This is a genomic window from Escherichia sp. KS167_9B (genome assembly GCF_030295215.1).
Lineage (GTDB): Bacteria > Pseudomonadota > Gammaproteobacteria > Enterobacterales > Enterobacteriaceae > Escherichia > Escherichia coli_F.
Genome location: NZ_AP025754.1, coordinates 3,116,559 through 3,137,622 on the forward strand (window position 1 = coordinate 3,116,559; position 21,064 = coordinate 3,137,622).

The window sequence follows — 21,064 nt, forward strand, 5'->3', positions numbered from 1 at the left end:
CTTAATCCGGGAAGTTAATCACAACTTTCCCGCATTTACCGCTCGCCATCAGCGCATAGGCATCTCCTGCCTGTTCCAGTGAGAAGCGATGGGTAATGGCATTACGCGGCCACAGTTTCCAGTCCGTTAAATCGTGGGCGCATTTTTCCATATGGAACAGACTGGTCACCCAGGAGCCAATAATCCGCCGTTGATGATGCATCAGATCAGCGCTAACCTCGAACTCCACTTTTCCGGTTTCCCCGATGTAAACCACCCGTCCCCAGTCAGCAGTGGATTGCAACGCCAGTAAGCGACCTGCGGCATTACCGGAACAATCGAGCGCAACATCCGCGCCACCGTGGGTGAGTTCGGCGATAATCTGCGGCAGACCTTCGGTCGTTGCTAAATAGCCGTGATCCATCACCCCTAACTGTTTCGCCATCGCCAGACGTTCCGGCAGCATATCAACGCCGATGATCCTTTTTGCACCGCGACCTTTCGCCAGCATCATCGCCATCATCCCGACCGGCCCCAGACCGACCACCAGCACGTTATCACTGCCGGAAACTTCGCCGCGCAAAATCCCTTCATACGCTGTACCAACGCCGCAACTGATAAACGCACCATCTTCATAGCTCAGCGCGTCCGGCAGGAGGATCAGATCTTTTTCTTCCGCCAGCAGGTATTCGGCATGACCGCCGTCACGCTGCCAGCCGTAAGCGGCTTTTCCTTCGCCAGTACAAGAGATAGGAAAACCGCGACGGCAGTTCGGGCAAAAACCACAGCCAGAAATGTGATACACCAGCACGCGGTCGCCCTCTTTAAAATGGCGACAACCTTGCCCCATCGCCACAATTTGCCCGCACGGTTCATGACCGTTGATAAATCCCTGGTATAACGGTTTATCGGGAGCCGCCGCTGTGGCGCGGTGTTGATGATAGATATAGTGGACATCGCTTCCGCAAATCCCGGAGGATTTCATTTTAATCAGTACCTGGTTAATCCCCGGTGTCGGCACCGCAACTTCCCGCAGATCGACGGTCGAATTTCCTGGTAAATAAGCTGCCAGCATCGTTTTCATAATTCCCTCATTAACAATACGATTAATTTTCATCCCTGCCGCACCCGCGCCAGGGGCGTTAAGGTTTAGCGTTTCGCTTTACTGCTTCGCTGGGTCAGCAAGATATTCGCCAGAACCGCCACCACGATGATGACGCCGCGCACCACCTGCTGGAAAAAAGAGTTAATCCCGAGCAACACCAGACCGTTACCGATTAGCGTAATCACCAGCACACCAAGCAACGTACCGAACAAGGAACCGCGACCGCCGGAAAGTGCCGTACCGCCGACCACGACCGCAGCGATGACGTCAAACTCCAGACCGTTTGCCGCACCTGCGTTACCAGAACCGAGGCGAGCTGCCAGCAAAATGCCGGTCACCGCCGCTAATAATCCCGAAAGGGTAAAAATAAGAATGCGCACCCGACGAACGTTGATACCGCACAACTGCGCTGCCGTCGCATTACCGCCAACAGCAAAAACCGAGCGCCCGAAGGCGGTTTTGCGGCTGATGAACACAAACAGCGCAAACAACACCATCATGATCAGCGCGGATACTGGCACACCGAGAAATTGTCCCCCCAGCCAGTCCAGTACCTCGTTTTCGTCAATCGGCACTGGCAGGGCGTTAGTCATAAACAGCCCCATTCCGCGCAGGGCGCTCCACAGCCCCAGCGTGGCAACGAAACTGGGCACGTTAAACACGCCGCGCAGCACGCCGGCCAGCGTCCCCATCAGCGCGCCTAACAGCAACACCAGCAGACAAGCAATCGCCAGCGGAACGTTAAATTGCAGCAAAAATGCCAGGCACACCGAGACAAAAGCCACCATCGGTCCAACGCTGACATCAATTTCACCGGAGATAATAATCAGCGTCATCGCCCAGGCGGCGATCCCGATGGTGGCAGCATCGCGCAGCACGTTCATTTGGTTATTCAATGAGATAAAGCCAGGCGCATTCAGGGAGAAGACCAGATAAAGAATGGCGATTACCACCAGCAAACCGATCTCATTAATATGGCGACTGACAAATTGTTTGAGCGAGACGCTCTTGCCCTGCGGCAATGGTAATGACGAAGCAGACATCTTCAGGTTCCTCGGTAAAATTCATCAGTGCACAGACAGAATGGCGGACATCAGCTCATCCACATTGACCGGCGAGTGAAACTCCTGCGAGAACGTACCGTGCTGTAATAACAGGATGCGGTCGCACACCAGCGGCAACTCCTCCACTTCACTGGAGATAAACACCACGCTTTTCCCTTCGGCAGCCAGCTCACGGACAATACGGTAAATCTGCTGTTTGGCTTCGATATCGACGCCGCGCGTTGGCTCGTCGAGCAATAAAATCTGGCTGGCGGCATAGACCCAACGACCGATCACCACTTTTTGCTGATTGCCGCCAGAAAGCGTGCCGATGGGCGTTTCGCTACTGGCGGCCTTGACCGTCATCCGCTGCATCACCTCTTCGGTCAGGCGGCGGATGGTGGACCATTGCAGCACACCGTTGGCGCTGATTTTTTGCCGATTGGTCAGCACTGTATTTTCGTCAACGCCCAGCCAGGGAATGATCCCCGCTTCTTTGCGGTTTTCTGGCGTATAGCCAATGCCGCGTTTCAGCATGTCGCCGTAATCGGGGCGCGTGATTTTCTCGCCGTTGATAACAATTTCGCCCTGTTCATACGTCTCCAGCCCAACAATCGCCTTCAGCAATTCACTGCGCCCTGCCCCCAGCAGGCCAGCAATGCCGAGCACTTCGCCGCGACGTAGCGTAAAGCTGATATCCTCCAGCTTGGGCTTATGGCGTAACGCACGGACTTCCAGCACGGCTTGATCCATAATTTCCTGAGGGGCAACCGGCGCAATATCAACGTGATCGCGCCCTAGCATTAGCGACACAATATGATGCGTAGAGGTGTTTTCGAGCATCACATCGCCCGCCACCTGACCATCGCGCATGACGGTGGCACAGGAGGCAATGCGGCGGATTTCTTCCATTCGGTGGCTGACATAAATCACCGCCACGCCCAGTGCTGACATTTTTTTCACGGCGCTGATTACCAGTTCAACTTCCGTACTGGCAAGCGAGCTGGTCGGTTCATCAAGGATGACCACGCGCGGCTCGCCCTTCATCACCCGCGCAATTTCCACCAGCTGCTTTTGCGCCGGGCTTAGTGTTGAAACAAGTTGTTCAGGGCTAACATCGACGCCCAGCGCCTGTAAACAACGTCGGGCATCCTGCGCCATTTGCGGGTAATCAATCATGCCGTTGCGGCGGGGCCATTGACCAAGGCAGAGGTTTTCCGCCACCGTCAGCCCCTCCACCAGACTTAACTCCTGATAAACCGCGCGTACCCCCAGTTCAGCGGCACGGCGAGTCAGCGTAGCTTCGTCGCCTTCCAGTCGCGTCTCGCCAATCCAGATATCACCGCTATCCGGACGTTCGCTACCGGTAAGCATTCGAATGAGGGTCGATTTTCCCGCACCGTTTTTGCCTAACAGTGCGCGAACTTCGCCTTTATTGAGCGTAAAGTTAACGTTATCCAGCGCAACGACGCCGGGGTAACGCTTATTTCCTGCCACCACTTTTGCTACCGGAACTGCCTCTGTTGCCGTGAACATAGGGACCTCTACGAATCAGCTATTAGGGCAGACCATCAACGTGCGTTGCCAGCCACTGTTTACCGTCTTCCGTTTTGGTATAGAGATCGATTGGCACCTGAATCACTTTTTCACCGTCGGCTTGTTTATTGATAACCTTCAATGTTTGCGCGAAAACAGCGTTACCCATTTTCTTACCGGAAATATCTACCACCGCTTTCAGCACCTGGTTGTTTTCCAGCTCCTGAGCAATTTCAGTGGTCATATCCGAACCGAAAACGGCAATTTTTCCAGCCTGATTTTGATTACGTACCGCTTTTACCGCGCCGAGTGTCGCTCCCCCCGATTCCCCCATAATGGCGTTGAGATCTGGCGTGGAGATAATCAATTTTTCACCAACAGAAATCGCTTTATCTAAAACAGTCCCTTCCTGATTAGCGACAATTTGCGCGCCGGGAACGCGGGCTTTTAATACTTCCTCAAATCCTTTACGTCGTTGCACACAAACTTCAAAGGCTTCGCAATTGATGACAGCAATTTTCGGCTGGTCAATTTTGTTGGCAATAAAATAATCGGCGGCAGCGTTACCCAGTTTTTTACCAAATTCCAGCGGATCGCCAACCAGATATGCCGAGACATATTTATCGACACCCTTTTGATTAATACAGGTGTTGTAGCAAATCACCGGAATACCCGCCTCACTGGCGCGGCGAACGGTGCGGCTACTGCCATTTTCAGACACTGCCGACAAAATAATGGCATCGACATTACGCGCCACGAGGGTATCAACAAAGGTACTTTCTTTCGAAATATCGCCCTGAGCGTTAGTTTCAATTAACTGTACCTGTACTGAAGAATCTTTTGCCGCATCCTGAACGCCCTGGCGCACTCCAGCGTAATATCCCTGGGTATCAAGGTATATTGCGCCAATGGTCATTTCTTTATCCGCAGCGTTGGCAAATAGTGCGCTACCTAATAGCGTAGCCATTAATAATAGATTACGGGTTGTTCTCATTTTTTTAGGCATAGTGCCTCCTGTAGGGTTTTTATTTACAACGGCTTATTTTAATTATTTGAGCGTGAGCGGCAGCGCGTGCCGCTCAAATATTACAGTTAATAGTGTTTAGTGAACGTAGCTAAAAATAAAAGGCATCACGGTGGTAAATAATGCCGCTTTCGGCCAGGCTGGATTAATCGCCGTCAATTCAGCGCGAGCAGATTCGTATTGCGTAATCTCGCCTAATCCCGCAGCCGCCAGCATCGCCACCATCAGACATTTTTCTTTATGTTGCTGTTGTAAATCGCCATACAGCGATAACAAGTCAGGTTGCGAGACGGCAAAGAAATCCGCTTCGATACTGGTTTTCGCCATCTCTTGCGCCCACTGTTTCATTTCAATAAACAGTTGCTGTGCGGTTTGTTGTTCGCCCAGTAATCGCAGCGCCATCCCTTGCCAGAAGAGATAATCAACCGGTTGATCGTTGTAATAACTGTGGATGTTAATGGTGCGATCACCCGTCGCCGCCAGACGTAAACAACGCGTCGCTGCAGTTTCATCGCCCTGGGCTTTGGCACATATCGCCTGCCAGAACCAGATGTCGTTGTCAGTTTGCCCCGGTAAACGGCCTTCGCTTAAATTCTCCGGATAATGCAGCGCGGCATGAAGCAGTTCGCTGGCCTGCTGCGGTTGTCTGGCATCAAGGTGTTGCCAGGCGCGTAACAACTGGTTGAGGATAAACTGACTGGTGACTTTCCCTTCTCCGCCTTCCCACGGATGGAATTTACGCGTGGCGAGAATGTCTGCCGCTTTGTCCGCCTGACCCGTGAGATGCCACAAATTGAGCAATTCTGCGGTCATGTCGTCGCGTTTCAGAGCAATTTCCAGATTATTTTCCAGACGAGCCAGTCGTTTCTCCGGTGCGGCTCCGGTTAGCTTATCCAGCAAATCCCGTTCAAAAAGCAGACGAGCATCCTGCGGCGCAAGCTGATAAGCACTATCAAGATAACGCGCGGCCAGTTCATAATCATGCTGCTTATTCCACGCATGGATTGCCAGCCCACGCCAGCCGTCGGCAAACTCCGGCGACATCTCAACGCAACGTTGCCATAAGGCAATGGCTTTGCCGTAGCTGCGCTTGTTGTAGTAGAAACAGGCCAGTAAATGCCGGGCAAACCAGCACTCTTCGATACTCTCCAGCGCCGCCACTTCTTCCAGCGTATTAGGGAAACGGACAAACTGCGGGAAGACATCAATAGCTTTTGCGACCAGTTCTCCGCGTTCAGCTTTTGGCAGCAAACTGGCTTGCAGGTAAAGCGGTAGCGTGCGCTGACAGTCCAGTGCGTTCAGCATCTCTGCCGCCAGAGCGGGCATGCCCCAGTTAATCAGTTGCCCGGCGGTCATCAGGGCGTTAACGTCGCGTCCCTGACACAGACCTCGCCACTGTACGAGGGCAGATTCGCTACAACCATCGAACCAGTTCAGCCACCACAGAGTGGCGTTCAGCGGATAATCACGCAGCAACTTCTCTCGCTGCAAACGCGCGTTGTCCTGACGACCACTTAACACCAGCAGCAGGTTATGCAGGCAAAGCACTTCCTGATTGGTTGGGCAGGCGCGAAGACTTTGTTGGCAAAAATCCAGACCCGCGTCGAAGTGACCATTACGCGCCGCCAGCCGTGCCAGACCATAATAGCCACCGGCTTTACTGTTTCCGCTCCAGACCGCACGCCAGAAATCCTCTTCGGCTTGTTGATATTGCCCCTGACGTTCGTAAGCACTGGCGCGAATTAAACTCGCCTGTCCGCACTGCGGGTTTTTGTTCAACGCATGTGCGCGTTTCAGCGCCTGAGTGGCATACGACACCGCTTGTGGGTAATCGGCGCGGTTATATTCCAGCATTGCCAACGCCAGGTTACAGCGATAATCCAGCGGATCCAGCGCCACGCCGCGCAGGTAGTAATCGAACGGTGAACGGCTGGCGTGATGATATTGCTCCAGATGCTGACCGATAAACCAGGCTTCATCTGTACTGGCAATGTCTTGTGCTGCCAGTGGCGCTTTGGCGACGTCCGGCAACGGCAACTCCTGCGGCTGATGTTCCTGATAACTCAGTACAATATTGCCGTCGGCATCGGAGAGTTCAATGGTCAGTCTGTCAGGATTGATACCGTGCAACACGCCCTGGATGGCGGTCGCTGGTGTCAGGGCCACGGCATCATCGAGTAACGCGTTGCATTTGCCGATTTCGCGGATCGCCAGCCGGTATCCGTTCAACGGAGAGATGGCATACAGCCCCCACTCAATCCCCCGCTCGCTACGCTGGAGTTTAATCACCGCATCGCGGGAGGCGTTTTGCACCATGCCCAGAGAATGATAAGGCAGGAAATACTGCTCGAAACGCTTCTCTTCGTAAGCATCAAGCCAGGTAAAATCGGGCTGGTTGTCAGCGAAAATGCCCGTCATCAATTCGATATACGGGCCGTTATTGTCGGTCAGGCTCTTATCCCATGCCTGGCCGAATTCACTGTGTCCCCAGCTCCACTGTTTTTTACCTGGCGCGATGTGGTGGTTGGCAACGTGTAGCAAACCGCCATCTTCATCGTGACACCATGCGCCAACAAAATCGTACTGCGATTTTTCGGCCATATACGAAGTCGGCACTGGCACATTTTTATAGCGAGAAATATCCACTCCGGCGGAGTAGTCCACTTTGTAGTAGGTGCCGGTGGCGATGGGGAAAGCGGATACGGCCCGTTTGCCGTGATCAAACACCGCCGTTACATCCGGCGGGAAAACGCTCTGATGCCCTTCACCCCCTTTCACTGCCGGGTTGGCCCACCACAAGAAATGACGCGGCGTGGCGTTGCCGTTATAGACGCGGCTGGCGATTTCCAGCGCCGCCCGGTCAGGGCGCAGGGTGAAACTTGTCATCACCTGTAAACCATGCATCGGCTCCGTTTCGCCTACCCACACCGTCTGTGCGCCGTCTTCATGGGCTTCGAGGGTGAAATCAACGGGCATAAAGGTAGTCGGGCGATGGTGTTGTGGCCAGTTAAACTCAATCCCGCCAGAGATCCACGGCCCCAGCAGCCCCACCAGCGCCGGTTTAATGACTTCATTGTGATAGACAAAATCGCGCTGTTTCACTTTATCCCACGCGCGATGCACCCGACCGCCCAGCTCCGGCAGGATCATCACTTTGATGTAGTCGTTTTCCAGCCACACCGCTTGCCAGGATTTCAGGACTTTCTGCTCGCTTAGCGTATCGGTCACGCCGTAGGGATAAACCGCACCGGACGATCCCTGATAAACGCGATTTTCCAGGAACATAGGGTGTATATCCTGCGGCCCGGTTTCATAAGTCGGGATCTCAACGCGCTCTTGCCACACTTTTACTGGAGTCATGGTGCCCTCAATATTAACAAGACATACTGAATTAAAAGATTTGTGGCAGTGTATTGAACAATCTGGCACTGTTTTCGCGGAATAATCACGCAATTAACTAAACAAGGTTTAGTGAAGATGAAAGCCTGCATTAATAATCAACAGATTCGCCACCATAACAAATGCGTGATTCTGGAACTGCTGTACCGGCAAAAGCGCGCCAATAAATCAACGCTGGCCCGGCTGGCGCAAATTTCAATTCCGGCGGTCAGTAATATTTTGCAGGAGCTGGAAAGCGAAAAACGGGTGGTGAATATCGACGATGAAAGCCAGACGCGCGGGCACAGTAGCGGTACATGGCTGATCGCGCCGGAAGGTGACTGGACGCTGTGCCTGAACGTGACGCCCACCAGCATTGAGTGTCAGGTCGCTAATGCCTGTTTAAGTCCGAAAGGCGAATTTGAATATTTTCAGATTGATGCACCGACACCGCAGGCTCTGTTGTCCGAAATCGAAAAATGCTGGCATCGCCATCGTAAACTGTGGCCAGACCGTACCATCAACCTGGCGCTGGCTATCCACGGTCAGGTTGATCCAGTGACTGGCGTGTCGCAAACCATGCCGCAAGCGCCGTGGACAACGCCGGTTGAGGTGAAGTATCTGCTGGAAGAGAAGCTGGGCATTCGGGTGATGGTCGATAATGACTGCGTGATGCTGGCGCTGGCGGAGAAATGGCAAAATAATTCGCAAGGACGGGATTTCTGCGTGATCAACGTTGATTACGGTATTGGCTCGTCGTTCGTGATTAACGAGCAAATTTATCGCGGCAGTTTGTATGGTAGCGGACAGATTGGTCACACCATCGTTAATCCGGATGGTGTCGTCTGCGACTGCGGACGTTATGGCTGCCTGGAAACCGTCGCCTCGTTAAGTGCATTAAAAAAACAGGCGCGGGTATGGCTAAAATCACAACCGGTTAATACTCAGCTTGATCCTGAAAAATTGACAACCGCACAATTAATCGCTGCCTGGCAGAGTGGAGAACCGTGGATCACCAGCTGGGTTGACCGCAGTGCCAACGCCATTGGTTTGAGTCTGTATAACTTCCTGAATATCCTCAATATTAATCAGATTTGGCTGTATGGTCGCAGCTGCGCCTTTGGTGAGAACTGGCTTAATTCCATTATTCGCCAAACAGGATTTAACCCGTTCGACCGTGACGAAGGACCGAGCGTGAAAGCGACGCAAATTGGCTTTGGGCAATTAAGCCGCGCACAACAGGTGCTGGGGATTGGCTATTTGTATGTTGAGGCGCAGTTACAACAGATTTGATGGCGCGATAACGTAACAAGGCTTCCCGAAGAAAGCCTTGATGATCACAAACGAAAAATTGCCTGATGCGCTACGCTTATCAGGCCTACACGGAGATTGCAATATCTTGAATTTGCAATAATTTGTAGGCCGGATAAGGCGTTCACGCCGCATCCGGCATGAACAACGAGCACATTGTCAGCAAATCACCGTTTCGCTTATGCGTAAACCGGATAACGTGCGCAGATGTCGAGAACTTTACCTTTGATGCGCTCGATAACGGCTTCATCATTGATGCTGTCCAGCACGTCACACATCCAGCCAGCCAGTTCTTTCGCTTCGGCTTCTTTAAAGCCACGACGTGTAATCGCCGGAGTACCCACGCGAATACCGGAGGTTACAAACGGGCTCTTCGGATCGTTCGGTACGCTGTTTTTGTTGACGGTGATGTTAGCACGGCCCAGAGCGGCGTCAGCTTCTTTACCGGTCAGGTTTTTATCAACCAGATCAACCAGGAACAGGTGGTTATCAGTACCGCCGGAAACCACTTTGTAACCGCGCTCCAGGAATACTTCTACCATCGCTTTAGCGTTTTTCGCAACCTGCTGTTGGTAAGTTTTGAACTCAGGCTCCATCGCTTCTTTCAGAGCAACCGCTTTACCGGCGATTACGTGCATCAACGGACCACCCTGACCACCAGGGAAAACGGCAGAGTTCAGTTTTTTGTACAGCTCTTCGCTACCACCTTTCGCCAGGATCAGGCCACCGCGCGGACCCGCCAGGGTTTTGTGAGTGGTGGTAGTCACTACGTGAGCATGAGGAACCGGGTTCGGGTAGACGCCAGCAGCGACCAGTCCCGCAACGTGCGCCATATCAACGAACAGGTAAGCACCGATGCTGTCAGCGATTTCACGCATTTTCGCCCAGTCAACCACGCCGGAATATGCAGAGAAGCCACCGATGATCATTTTCGGCTTGTGTTCTTTGGCTTGTTTTTCCAGATCGGCGTAGTCGATATGACCGGTAGCATCGATACCGTAAGGAACGATGTTGTACAGTTTACCGGAGAAGTTAACCGGAGAACCGTGAGTCAGGTGACCGCCATGCGCCAGGTTCATACCCAGAACGGTGTCGCCGGGTTCCAGCAGCGCGGTGTACACCGCAAAGTTCGCCTGGGAGCCGGAGTGCGGCTGGACGTTAGCGTAGTCAGCGCCGAACAGTTCTTTCGCGCGATCGATCGCCAGTTGTTCAACGATATCAACATACTCGCAACCGCCGTAGTAGCGTTTGCCCGGATAACCTTCAGCATATTTGTTGGTCAGCTGAGACCCCTGCGCCTGCATTACGCGCGGGCTGGTGTAGTTTTCGGAGGCGATCAGTTCGATGTGCTCTTCCTGACGTACTTTTTCCTGCTCCATAGCCTGCCACAGTTCGGCATCATAATCGGCAATGTTCATTTCACGCTTTAACATCCGCATCTCCTGACTCAGCTAACAATAAAATTTTCGGCCTTTATAGGCGGTCCTGTTGGACAACGGCGAACAGTATAACCGAATCATTGTGCGATAACAGGTCTTGACAAAGGAATTTACGCAAACGATTACCTTCAGGCTGCGCAAGGCTTTGGAGAATAAAGAGCTTGCAACCGTAAACGGATTTCTTTTCAGGTTTGTGATGCAAATTTTTCACTTCATCACATTCTTTCTGAAAAACACCAAAGAACCATTTACATTGCAGGGCTATTTTTTATAAGATGCATTTGAGATACATCAATTAAGATGCAAAAAAAGGAAGACCATATGCTTGACGCTCAAACCATCGCTACAGTAAAAGCCACCATCCCTTTACTGGTGGAAACAGGGCCAAAGTTAACCGCCCATTTCTACGACCGTATGTTTACTCATAACCCAGAACTCAAAGAAATTTTTAACATGAGTAACCAGCGTAATGGCGATCAACGTGAAGCCCTGTTTAACGCTATTGCCGCCTACGCCAGTAATATTGAAAACCTGCCTGCGCTGCTGCCAGCGGTAGAAAAAATCGCCCAGAAGCACACCAGTTTCCAGATCAAACCGGAACAGTACAACATTGTCGGCGAACACCTGTTGGCGACGCTGGACGAAATGTTCAGCCCGGGCCAGGAAGTGCTGGACGCGTGGGGTAAAGCCTATGGCGTACTGGCTAATGTATTTATCAATCGCGAGGCGGAAATCTATAACGAAAACGCCAGCAAAGCCGGTGGCTGGGAAGGTACTCGCGATTTCCGCATTGTGGCTAAAACACCGCGCAGCGCGCTTATCACCAGCTTCGAACTGGAGCCGGTCGACGGTGGCGCAGTGGCAGAATACCGTCCGGGGCAATATCTCGGCGTCTGGCTGAAGCCGGAAGGTTTCCCGCATCAGGAAATTCGTCAGTACTCTTTGACTCGCAAACCGGATGGCAAAGGCTATCGTATTGCGGTGAAACGCGAAGATGGCGGGCAGGTATCCAACTGGCTGCACAATCACGCCAATGTTGGCGATGTCGTGAAACTGGTCGCTCCGGCAGGTGATTTCTTTATGGCTGTCGCAGATGACACACCAGTGACGTTAATCTCTGCCGGTGTCGGCCAGACGCCAATGCTGGCAATGCTCGACACGCTGGCAAAAGCAGGCCACACCGCACAAGTGAACTGGTTCCATGCGGCAGAAAATGGCGATGTTCACGCCTTTGCCGATGAAGTTAAGGAACTGGGGCAAGCACTGCCGCGCTTTACCGCGCACACCTGGTATCGTCAGCCAAGCGAAGCCGATCGCGCTAAAGGTCAGTTTGATAGCGAAGGTCTGATGGATTTGAGCAAACTGGAAGGTGCGTTCAGCGATCCGACAATGCAGTTCTATCTCTGCGGCCCGGTTGGCTTCATGCAGTTTGCCGCGAAACAGTTAGTGGACCTGGGTGTGAAACAGGAAAACATTCATTACGAATGCTTTGGCCCGCATAAAGTGCTGTGATTTGAGGTTGCCGGATGGAGACATCCGGCAACCCTGACGCGGTTTAAATTGCCGCGTCGTCCTCTTCGCCAGTACGGATACGAATGACCCGTGCCACGTCAAAGACGAAAATTTTACCGTCACCGATTTTGCCGGTTTGCGCCGTGCGAATAATCGTATCTACGCAGATATCGACAATGTCGTCCGGCACGACAATCTCAATTTTTACCTTCGGCAGAAAATCCACCATATACTCCGCGCCGCGATACAGCTCGGTATGGCCTTTCTGGCGGCCAAAACCTTTCACCTCGGTGACCGTCATGCCAGTAATGCCGACTTCAGCCAGTGCTTCGCGGACATCGTCCAGCTTGAAGGGTTTAATAATCGCATCAATCTTTTTCATGCTATTCCTTGAAAAGGTCGCCTGTCTTTTGATCTGCTAAACGTAACACATTACGCCGATTCATTCCTTGAAATCGTTTGCATCCAGCTCGTGTCGGGAAAGCAGTTTATAAAATTCTGTCCGGTTGCGCCCCGCCATTCTCGCCGCGTGGGTGACATTCCCTTTGGTGATTTGCAGCAGCTTACGCAAGTAGTTGAGTTCAAACTGATTACGCGCCTCAACAAAGGTTGGCAGAGCCGTATTTTCGCCCTCCAGCGCCTGCTCGACTAACGCATCACTAATCACCGGAGATGATGTTAGCGCCACGCACTGTTCAATCACGTTGACCAACTGGCGCACATTACCCGGCCAGCTCGCGGTCATCAGTCGTTTCATTGCATCGGTGGAGAATGCGCGGACAAACGGTTTATGTCGCTCTGCCGCCTGGCGCAATAAGTGGTTTGCCAGTAGCGGAATGTCTTCTGTGCGCTCCGCCAATGCCGGAATTTTCAGACTGACAACGTTGAGGCGATAGTAGAGATCTTCACGGAATTCCCCGCGCGCCATCGCCTTTGGCAGGTCACGGTGAGTGGCGGAAATAATCCGCACGTCGATATCAATATCGCGGTTGCTGCCCAGCGGGCGCACTTTGCGCTCCTGCAACACGCGTAGCAGTTTGACCTGCAACGGTGCGGGCATGTCGCCAATCTCATCGAGAAACAGCGTACCGCCTTCCGCCGCCTGGAATAAACCTTCACGATTGCTGACAGCGCCAGTAAACGCGCCACGCGCATGACCAAACAGCTCTGACTCCAGCAATTGCTCGGGCAATGCGCCACAGTTAATAGCAATAAACGGTTTGCTGTTGCGCGGGCTGGCGTTGTGGATCGCCTGGGCAAAAATCTCTTTCCCGGTACCGCTCTGACCGTTAATCAAAACGCTAACATCTGACTGCGCCACCAGCCTCGCCTGTTCCAGCAAACGCAGCATCAGCGGGCTGCGGGTGACAATCGCCTCGCGCCAGCGTTCGTCGGTAGTGGGGGCTGATTGCTCCAGCGCATCGTCAATTGCCTGATACAGCGCGTCTTTATCGACAGGCTTGGTGAGGAAACTGAACACGCCCTGCTGTGTCGCGGCAACGGCATCGGGAATGGAACCATGCGCGGTGAGGATGATTACTGGCATACCTGGCTGCACTTTCTGGATTTCGGCAAACAGTTGCATACCATCCATTTCATCCATCCGCAGATCGCTGATGACTAAATCTACTTTTTCACGATTCAGTATCCGCAATCCTTCAGCTCCACTTTCCGCCGTAACCACGCTATAACCTTCGCTGGTCAGACGCAGACCAAGCAGTTTCAGCAATCCTGGATCGTCATCGACCAGTAATAAATGCGCAGGTTTATGGCTCATCAGGAGTGACCTCATGGGTAGATGGCGCGGGCTTTTCACTCTCGTGCGGCGTATCCGGCGAGAAATTGCCAGCCGGTTTGCGGGTAGAGAGCTGACGTTCAATATCGGTCAGATTTTCCAGCTTGCGGGTGGTGAGCTCCAGTTGCTGCTGTAGAACGTGATGTTGCTGGCGCAAAGTATCCAGTTCGCTGTCGCTGGACTGCTGGAGTTTGCTGTAGCGTTGGCGCTCTTCCGCCAGTTGCAGTTGCAGCGCCTGACCGTCGCGCCAGAGTTGATACAGTGGGCGAACCTGTGCCGGGATCTCGGTACTTAACGCATCAATGCGCGCGACCAGCTGGCGGCGCTCATAAGGCGTAATTTTGGCGTCGGCGAGCAAAATCCCTTGTTTGAAGGTATTTTGCCAGCTGCCGTCGTCATATTGGCGGGCTTGCTGCCGCGACTGCGCAGGCATTAAACGATCAGCACAATCCATCGCCCGCAGCCAGTAAAGCGGATTGGTTTCGGTTGACTTACCTTGCAGTGCCCAGATGTCGCTACATTCAGTAGAAAGATAGTCAGCCAGTTGATAAACCGGAATTTTTTCTTCTGCTGGCGTATCAATAGCTGGCTTATTGTGACTCTGCACGCAACCCAGCAATGCCAGACATGGCAGCCCTGCCAGCCATAGCCGTCGGGGCAATAATCGTTGAAAAATGTGTCGCATATTCACCAGACTTAAAACCTACCCCAGTGGGCGTAATTGTTGCAGGCAGTTTGGACATGGACAGCGCGGAGAAACCGGAGCGTACACGTAGTACGTAATGATTTCGCGCACTGCACGGGGCCAAACTGGCAAATAAAATAGCCTGATGGGATAGGCTCTTAACATTATTTCGTGTTTTTCGACGACGGTAATTCAATGCGGAAGCAAACCTCTTGCCCGCTCTCGTCGACCAGATACAGTTCCCCCTGCATACGGCGAATACAATCCCTGGCAATGCTTAATCCCAGACCGCTGCCCTTCACCGCCCCTTTTCGCTGGTGGCTTCCCTGAAAAAAGGGTTCGAAGATCATGGCGCGTTCCTCTTGCGGAATGGGTGTGCCTGTATTGATGACATCAATATAAACCCGCGCGCCATGTAAACTGCTGCGAAGGCAAATGTTACCGGATTCAGCCCCGTAGTGCACCGCATTGGAGTAAAGATTATCCAGTACGCTCATCAGCAGCATTGGCTCCGCCAGGCAAACAGTTGCTTTGAGATCGACGTCGGTATGCATCATTTTAGCCCGTGCGGGCAGGCTATGAGCAGAAACCACCATTTCCACCAGCGGTGCCAGCTCTACACTCTCCAGTTCCACCGCGCCGTCCGCCTGTTTACGGTTGTAATCAAGCAGTTGTTCGATCAGTTTTTGCAAATTGCGGCTGCTGCTATCAAGGATGCTCACCACCTCTTTTTGCTCGGGCGTAAGCGGCCCGACAACCTGGTCAGCCAGTAATTCAGTGCCCTCGCGCATACTCGCCAGCGGCGTTTTTAATTCATGAGATAAATGTCTTAAAAATTGATGGCGCTGGGATTCCAGCCATGACAGGCGTTCGCTTAACCAGAGAATACGTTGCCCAACCGAGCGTAACTCACTCGGTCCACTGAACGAAACGCTATTGCCCAGAGAACGCCCTTCCCCCAGACGGTTGATCATCCGTTCAATATTTTTCACCGGGCCGATAATCATCCGCGTGAAGAGCAGTACCATCACCAGACTTACCAGAAATAACACCAGCGATTGCCAACCAAAATATTGCCCACGTTCGGCGATTTCACGCTGAAGCTGCTGTCCGCGAGAGAACACCACTGTGCGCGTGGCCTGTACCATTTCGGTATTGGCACTGGCAAAGGCTTCCAGACGCGCGGCGGCAGCAGCATCGGGACCGCTGTTGTTACACTGAAGTTGAGCCAGATTGTTCAAATCCTGACGCAATGCCTGGTAAAGTTTATCGTCCGGCAGTACGCCTGCGTGGGCATCGAGCATTTCGCTGTAACGCTTGCGCTGGCTTTGATAAACCTTCGCCAGAGTTGGGTCGTCCAGCACGCAATACTGACGGTAGCTACGCTCCATCTCCAGCGCCGCGTTGGTCATCGCTTCACTGCGCCGGGCATCAATAAGCGTAGTGCGGTTAACCAGCGCCGCCTGATCGCTAAGCGCATTCAGGCTTTGCCAGGCTTGCCATGCCAGCACCAACAGGGGTAGCAGAATCAGCAAAAATGCCAGCATTACCAGTTGTCGTAATGAGCGGGGAAAAACGGGCCAGCGTTTCAAGGTGTTACTCTCGTCAGACGCGAATAGCCTGATGCTAACCGAGGGGAAGTTCAGATACAACAAAGCCGGGAATAACCCGGCTTTGTTATGGAATAAGGCGGTGCCTAACTCGACGTTTCGCCCGAGGGTTGATATAGCTAAGCTGATATCAGAAGTTGGACGGCAGGCACCTTGTTGTGCGTCATTCGAATTTTATGTAGCACGTCCCGAAGGGGCTGACATAAGTCGGTGAATGAGCCACTGATGACTATTATGCAGTAACTGTGCCAATAAATAAAATAGTTTGGTAACGTACTGATTATACGTTGTTTTGATGGGTTAATGACTTCTTCGCTATTTGGCTGTAAATCAGCCATTGTGTCGCCAAAAAGAGACAACTTAAGATAAACTTATTAAATTACAATAAAATCAATCAATAAAATGTCGTCAAAAAGCGACACGGTAAACCACCCATTGTCGTGATTTACAGACACAAAAAAAGCTCCCGGAGCTGGGAGCTTATGATAGTGGTTGGCGTTTAATGCCGGATGCGGCGTGAATGCCACAGCCAGGCAGCAAAACCAATAGCTTGACGACTTACCCCAACTGCTTACGCGCATTGCGGAAAATACGCATCCATGGGCCATCCTCGCCCCAGTTTTCCGGATGCCAGGAGTTACTGACAGTACGGAAAACACGTTCCGGGTGCGGCATCATAATGGTGACTCGACCATTTTCAGTCGTGACCGCCGTAATACCATTCGGAGAACCGTTCGGGTTAGCCGGGTAGGTTTCAGTGACTTTGCCGAAGTTATCGACATAGCGCAGTGCCACCAGCCCTTTGCTTTCCAGTGCCGCCAGATGCGCCGCATCGCGCACTTCCACGCGTCCTTCGCCGTGAGAGACAGCAATCGGCATCTGCGAACCCACCATCCCTTGCAACAGCAGCGACGGGCTTTGTGTCACTTCTACCAGGCTGAAACGCGCTTCAAAGCGATCGGAGGTGTTACGCACGAAACGTGGCCACAACTCGCTACCTGGGATCAGTTCACGTAGGTTAGACATCATCTGGCAACCGTTACATACCCCCAGCGCCAGCGTTTGCGGACGGTGGAAGAAGGTTGCAAACTCATCGCGTACACGGTCATTGAACAGGATAGACTTCGCCCAACCTTCACCAGCACCCAGCACATCACCGTAGGAGAAACCGCCGCACGCTACCAGAGCGTGGAAATCCTCCAGGCCCGTGCGTCCAGCCAGCAGGTCGCTCATATGCACATCGATTGCATCGAAGCCTGCACGGTGGAAAGCTGCCGCCATTTCAACATGCGAGTTCACCCCCTGCTCACGCAGCACGGCAACTTTCGGACGCGCACCAGTGGCAATATACGGTGCTGCCACATCTTCGTTGATATCAAACGACAGTTTCACATTCAGGCCCGGATCGGCGTCGTTAGATTTCGCCTGATGTTCCTGATCGGCACACTCCGGATTGTCACGCAGGCGCTGCATCTGCCAGGTAGTTTCTGCCCACCAGACACGCAACGTAGTGCGGCTTTCGCTGAATACAGTCTGCCCGTTGGCGGTAATCACAAAACGGTCACCGGAAACCGCCTGGCCAACATAATGGACGCAATCAGCAAGCCCATGCTGTGCCAGTACCGCTTCAACTGCTTTACGGTCAGCGGCTCGAACCTGAATCACCGCACCCAGTTCTTCGTTAAACAACGCCGCCAGGCGATCGTCACCCAGAGTGGCGATATCCGCGTCAATGCCGCAATGACCAGCAAAGGCCATTTCCGCCAGCGTTACCAGCAGGCCGCCATCAGAGCGGTCGTGGTACGCGAGCAGCTTACGCTGTGCTACCAGCGCCTGAACCGCGTCATAGAAGCCTTTCAGTTGCGCGACATCGCGTACATCTGCCGGTTTGTCGCCAAGCTGACGATAAACCTGCGCCAGCGCCGTTGCGCCCAGCGCGTTATTGCCTTTGCCTAAATCAATCAGCAGCAGTGCGTTATCTTCGGTAGAAAGCTGCGGCGTGATGGTGTGACGTACATCTTCCACGCGGGCAAATGCAGAAATCACCAGCGAAAGCGGCGAGGTCATTTCGCGCTCTTCGCTACCTTCCTGCCAGCGGGTTTTCATCGACATGGAGTCTTTACCCACCGGAATCGTCAGGCCCAGCGCCGGACAAAGCTCTTCGCCCACCGCTTTAACGGCTTCATACAGGCCTGCATCTTCACCAGGGTGGCCTGCCGCCGCCATCCAGTTGGCGGAAAGTTTAATGCGTTTGATATCGCCAATCTGCGTTGCGGCAATATTGGTTAACGCTTCACCGACCGCCAGACGGGCAGAGGCGGCGAAATCCAGCAGTGCAACCGGCGCACGTTCGCCAATTGCCATCGCTTCGCCGTAGTAGCTGTCGAGGCTGGCGGTAGTGACCGCGCAGTTAGCGACCGGCACCTGCCACGGCCCCACCATCTGATCGCGCGCCACCATACCGGTTACGCTGCGGTCGCCAATGGTCACCAGGAAGGTTTTTTCCGCCACAGTCGGCAGATGCAGCACACGTTTCACCGCGTCTGCAATGGTGATCCCTTCACGGGCCAGCGCGTCGCCTTTCGCTTTCAGCGTTTGCACATCGCGGGTCATCTTCGGCGTTTTACCAAGCAGGACGTCCAGCGGCAGATCGATCGGCTGATTATCAAAATGACGATCGTGCAGAGAAAGATGCAGTTCTTCGGTCGCTTCACCAATCACCGCGTAGGGCGCGCGTTCACGCTTACACAGTTCGTCAAACAGCGGTAACTGATCGGCAGCAACCGCCAGCACGTAGCGTTCCTGGGATTCGTTACACCAGATTTCCAGCGGGCTCATGCCCGGTTCGTCGCTCAGAATATCGCGCAGTTCGAATTTACCGCCGCGTCCGCCGTCGCTCACCAGTTCCGGCATCGCGTTAGAAAGACCGCCTGCGCCGACGTCGTGGATAAACAGAATTGGGTTAGCATCACCAAGCTGCCAGCAACGGTCGATCACTTCCTGACAGCGACGCTCCATCTCCGGGTTATCGCGCTGTACGGAAGCAAAGTCGAGGTCGGCATCAGACTGACCAGACGCCATGGAAGACGCCGCGCCGCCGCCAAGACCGATGTTCATTGCCGGGCCGCCGAGAACGACCAGTTTCGCACCGACGTTGATCTCACCTTTTTGTACGTGATCGGCGCGAATGTTGCCGATCCCACCCGCCAGCATGATCGGTTTGTGATACCCGCGCAGCTCTTCGCCGTTGTGGCTGTTCACTTTTTCTTCATAGGTACGGAAGTAGCCGTTCAGTGCCGGACGACCAAATTCGTTGTTAAATGCCGCGCCGCCCAGCGGACCTTCTGTCATGATGTCCAGCGCGGTGACAATGCGCTCAGGCTTACCGAAATCTTCTTCCCACGGTTGTTCAAAGCCAGGAATACGCAGGTTGGATACGGAGAAACCGACCAGGCCAGCTTTCGGCTTCGCGCCGCGGCCGGTGGCACCTTCATCGCGAATTTCACCGCCGGAACCGGTAGCTGCGCCCGGCCACGGAGAAATCGCCGTTGGGTGGTTGTGGGTTTCGACTTTCATCAGAATGTGCGCCGGTTCCTGATGGAAATCGTAGCGGCCCGTTTCGTGGTCAGCAAAGTAGCGGCCCACTTCAGAACCTTCCATTACGGCGGCGTTATCTTTATAAGCCGAGAGAACGTGATCCGGCGTGGTTTCGAAGGTGTTTTTGATCATCTTGAACAGCGATTTCGGCTGTTGTTCTCCGTCGATAATCCAGTCGGCGTTAAAAATTTTGTGGCGGCAGTGCTCAGAATTCGCCTGGGCGAACATATACAGCTCGATGTCGTTCGGGTTACGACCCAGCTTTGTGAACGCATCCTGCAGATAGTCAATTTCATCTTCCGCCAGTGCCAGGCCAAGACGCAGGTTAGCGTCGATTAGCGCCTGACGGCCCTGCCCCAGCAAATCAACGCTGGTGACCGGAGTCGGTTGATGGTGTGCAAACAGCTGCTCTGCATCATCTAAAGCAGAAAAGACCGTTTCCATCATGCGGTCGTGCAGTTCAGCGGTCACCTGCTGCCATTGTTGATGGGTCAGCGTACCGGCTTCTATATAGTAAGCAACGCCGCGCTCAAGGCGGTTTACCTGTTGCAGCCCGCAGTTATGGGCGATATCGGTCGCTTTCGAAGACCAGGGAGAGATGGTACCAGGACGCGGAGTCACCAGCAGGAGTTTGCCTTGCGGGGCGTGGCTGGCGAGTGCCGGGCCATATTTCAGCAGGCGTTCAAGTTGTGCGTGCTCATCATCGTTTAACGGCGCATTGAGGTCAGCAAAATGGACATACTCGGCGTAAATATTGTGAACCGGGAGCCTGGCAGCCTGAAAACGTGCCAGCAGTTTGTTGATTCGGAATGCCGACAATGCAGGCGAACCACGCAGAATTTCCATCATAAGTCTCTCGTCTTCTAAGCTTTCGGTGTACCCAAGGGGGGGAAACGGGCGTCATTATAAAGAATCTGATGCGCTGACGAAACCGTTTGCGTGGAAATAAAATCACCATTGTGAATTAGCAACGCGTGCCGCCAATGGCTGTAATAAGTTGCCAACTGGCGCTGGTTTACGCAAAATGCCGCTCATTTATGAGTAAACCTT

General features: G+C 53.3%; 13 protein-coding genes. 2 read left to right on the top strand and 11 right to left on the bottom strand.

The window, feature by feature from the left end:
• Position 1: 1 nt before the first annotated feature.
• The 5 genes from QUE34_RS15585 to QUE34_RS15605 form a co-directional block, all read right to left on the bottom strand.
• Positions 2 to 1,096 carry a zinc-dependent alcohol dehydrogenase family protein gene (locus tag QUE34_RS15585; protein ID WP_162754260.1) on the bottom strand — a complete coding sequence of 365 codons (1,095 nt, stop codon included), beginning with the start codon at positions 1,094 to 1,096 and terminating at the stop codon, positions 2 to 4.
• 32 nt (positions 1,097 to 1,128) lie between these two features.
• Entirely contained in the window at positions 1,129 to 2,127 is a 999-nt protein-coding gene (locus QUE34_RS15590) for an ABC transporter permease (protein WP_103253361.1), read from the bottom strand.
• Between the two features lie 24 nt (positions 2,128 to 2,151).
• Entirely contained in the window at positions 2,152 to 3,663 is a 1,512-nt protein-coding gene (locus QUE34_RS15595) for a sugar ABC transporter ATP-binding protein (protein WP_286338849.1), read from the bottom strand.
• Positions 3,664 to 3,685: 22 nt separating this feature from the next.
• Positions 3,686 to 4,669, bottom strand: coding sequence for a substrate-binding domain-containing protein (locus tag QUE34_RS15600; protein ID WP_105268353.1), 984 nt, complete (start codon positions 4,667 to 4,669; stop codon positions 3,686 to 3,688).
• A 96-nt stretch (positions 4,670 to 4,765) separates the two neighbouring features.
• Positions 4,766 to 8,047, bottom strand: coding sequence for a DUF5107 domain-containing protein (locus QUE34_RS15605; RefSeq protein ID WP_105268352.1), 3,282 nt, complete (start codon positions 8,045 to 8,047; stop codon positions 4,766 to 4,768).
• 117 nt (positions 8,048 to 8,164) lie between these two features.
• On the opposite strand from QUE34_RS15605, the gene QUE34_RS15610 reads away from it, so the two are divergent.
• Positions 8,165 to 9,358: an ROK family protein gene (locus QUE34_RS15610; protein WP_105268351.1), complete on the top strand. Its 1,194-nt coding sequence runs from the start codon at positions 8,165 to 8,167 to the stop codon at positions 9,356 to 9,358.
• Between the two features lie 197 nt (positions 9,359 to 9,555).
• Here QUE34_RS15610 and glyA read toward each other — a convergent pair whose 3' ends face one another.
• Positions 9,556 to 10,809 carry a serine hydroxymethyltransferase gene (gene glyA, locus QUE34_RS15620; protein ID WP_000919159.1) on the bottom strand — a complete coding sequence of 418 codons (1,254 nt, stop codon included), beginning with the start codon at positions 10,807 to 10,809 and terminating at the stop codon, positions 9,556 to 9,558.
• A 327-nt stretch (positions 10,810 to 11,136) separates the two neighbouring features.
• On the opposite strand from glyA, the gene hmpA reads away from it, so the two are divergent.
• Positions 11,137 to 12,327, top strand: a complete 1,191-nt coding sequence (gene hmpA, locus QUE34_RS15625) for an NO-inducible flavohemoprotein (protein ID WP_000883103.1) — start codon at positions 11,137 to 11,139, stop codon at positions 12,325 to 12,327.
• A gap of 43 nt (positions 12,328 to 12,370) precedes the next feature.
• Here the strand turns inward: hmpA and glnB are convergent, their stop codons facing one another.
• The 5 genes from glnB to purL form a co-directional block, all read right to left on the bottom strand.
• Positions 12,371 to 12,709 (bottom strand): nitrogen regulatory protein P-II, encoded by a 339-nt coding sequence (gene glnB / locus QUE34_RS15630; RefSeq protein ID WP_000717691.1) that lies wholly within the window; start codon positions 12,707 to 12,709, stop codon positions 12,371 to 12,373.
• A 60-nt stretch (positions 12,710 to 12,769) separates the two neighbouring features.
• A complete protein-coding gene (gene glrR, locus QUE34_RS15635; protein WP_001353028.1) occupies positions 12,770 to 14,104 on the bottom strand; it encodes a two-component system response regulator GlrR in 1,335 nt (444 codons plus the stop codon).
• Complete coding sequence (gene qseG / locus QUE34_RS15640) at positions 14,094 to 14,807, bottom strand: two-component system QseEF-associated lipoprotein QseG (RefSeq protein ID WP_032303569.1); 714 nt, start codon at positions 14,805 to 14,807, stop codon at positions 14,094 to 14,096. Before qseG ends, glrR begins: the two co-directional genes overlap by 11 nt.
• Positions 14,808 to 14,971: 164 nt before the next feature.
• Positions 14,972 to 16,399: a two component system sensor histidine kinase QseE/GlrK gene (gene qseE, locus QUE34_RS15645; RefSeq protein ID WP_032303571.1), complete on the bottom strand. Its 1,428-nt coding sequence runs from the start codon at positions 16,397 to 16,399 to the stop codon at positions 14,972 to 14,974.
• A gap of 576 nt (positions 16,400 to 16,975) precedes the next feature.
• Positions 16,976 to 20,863 carry a phosphoribosylformylglycinamidine synthase gene (gene purL, locus QUE34_RS15650; RefSeq protein ID WP_103253357.1) on the bottom strand — a complete coding sequence of 1,296 codons (3,888 nt, stop codon included), beginning with the start codon at positions 20,861 to 20,863 and terminating at the stop codon, positions 16,976 to 16,978.
• Positions 20,864 to 21,064: the final 201 nt, after the last annotated feature.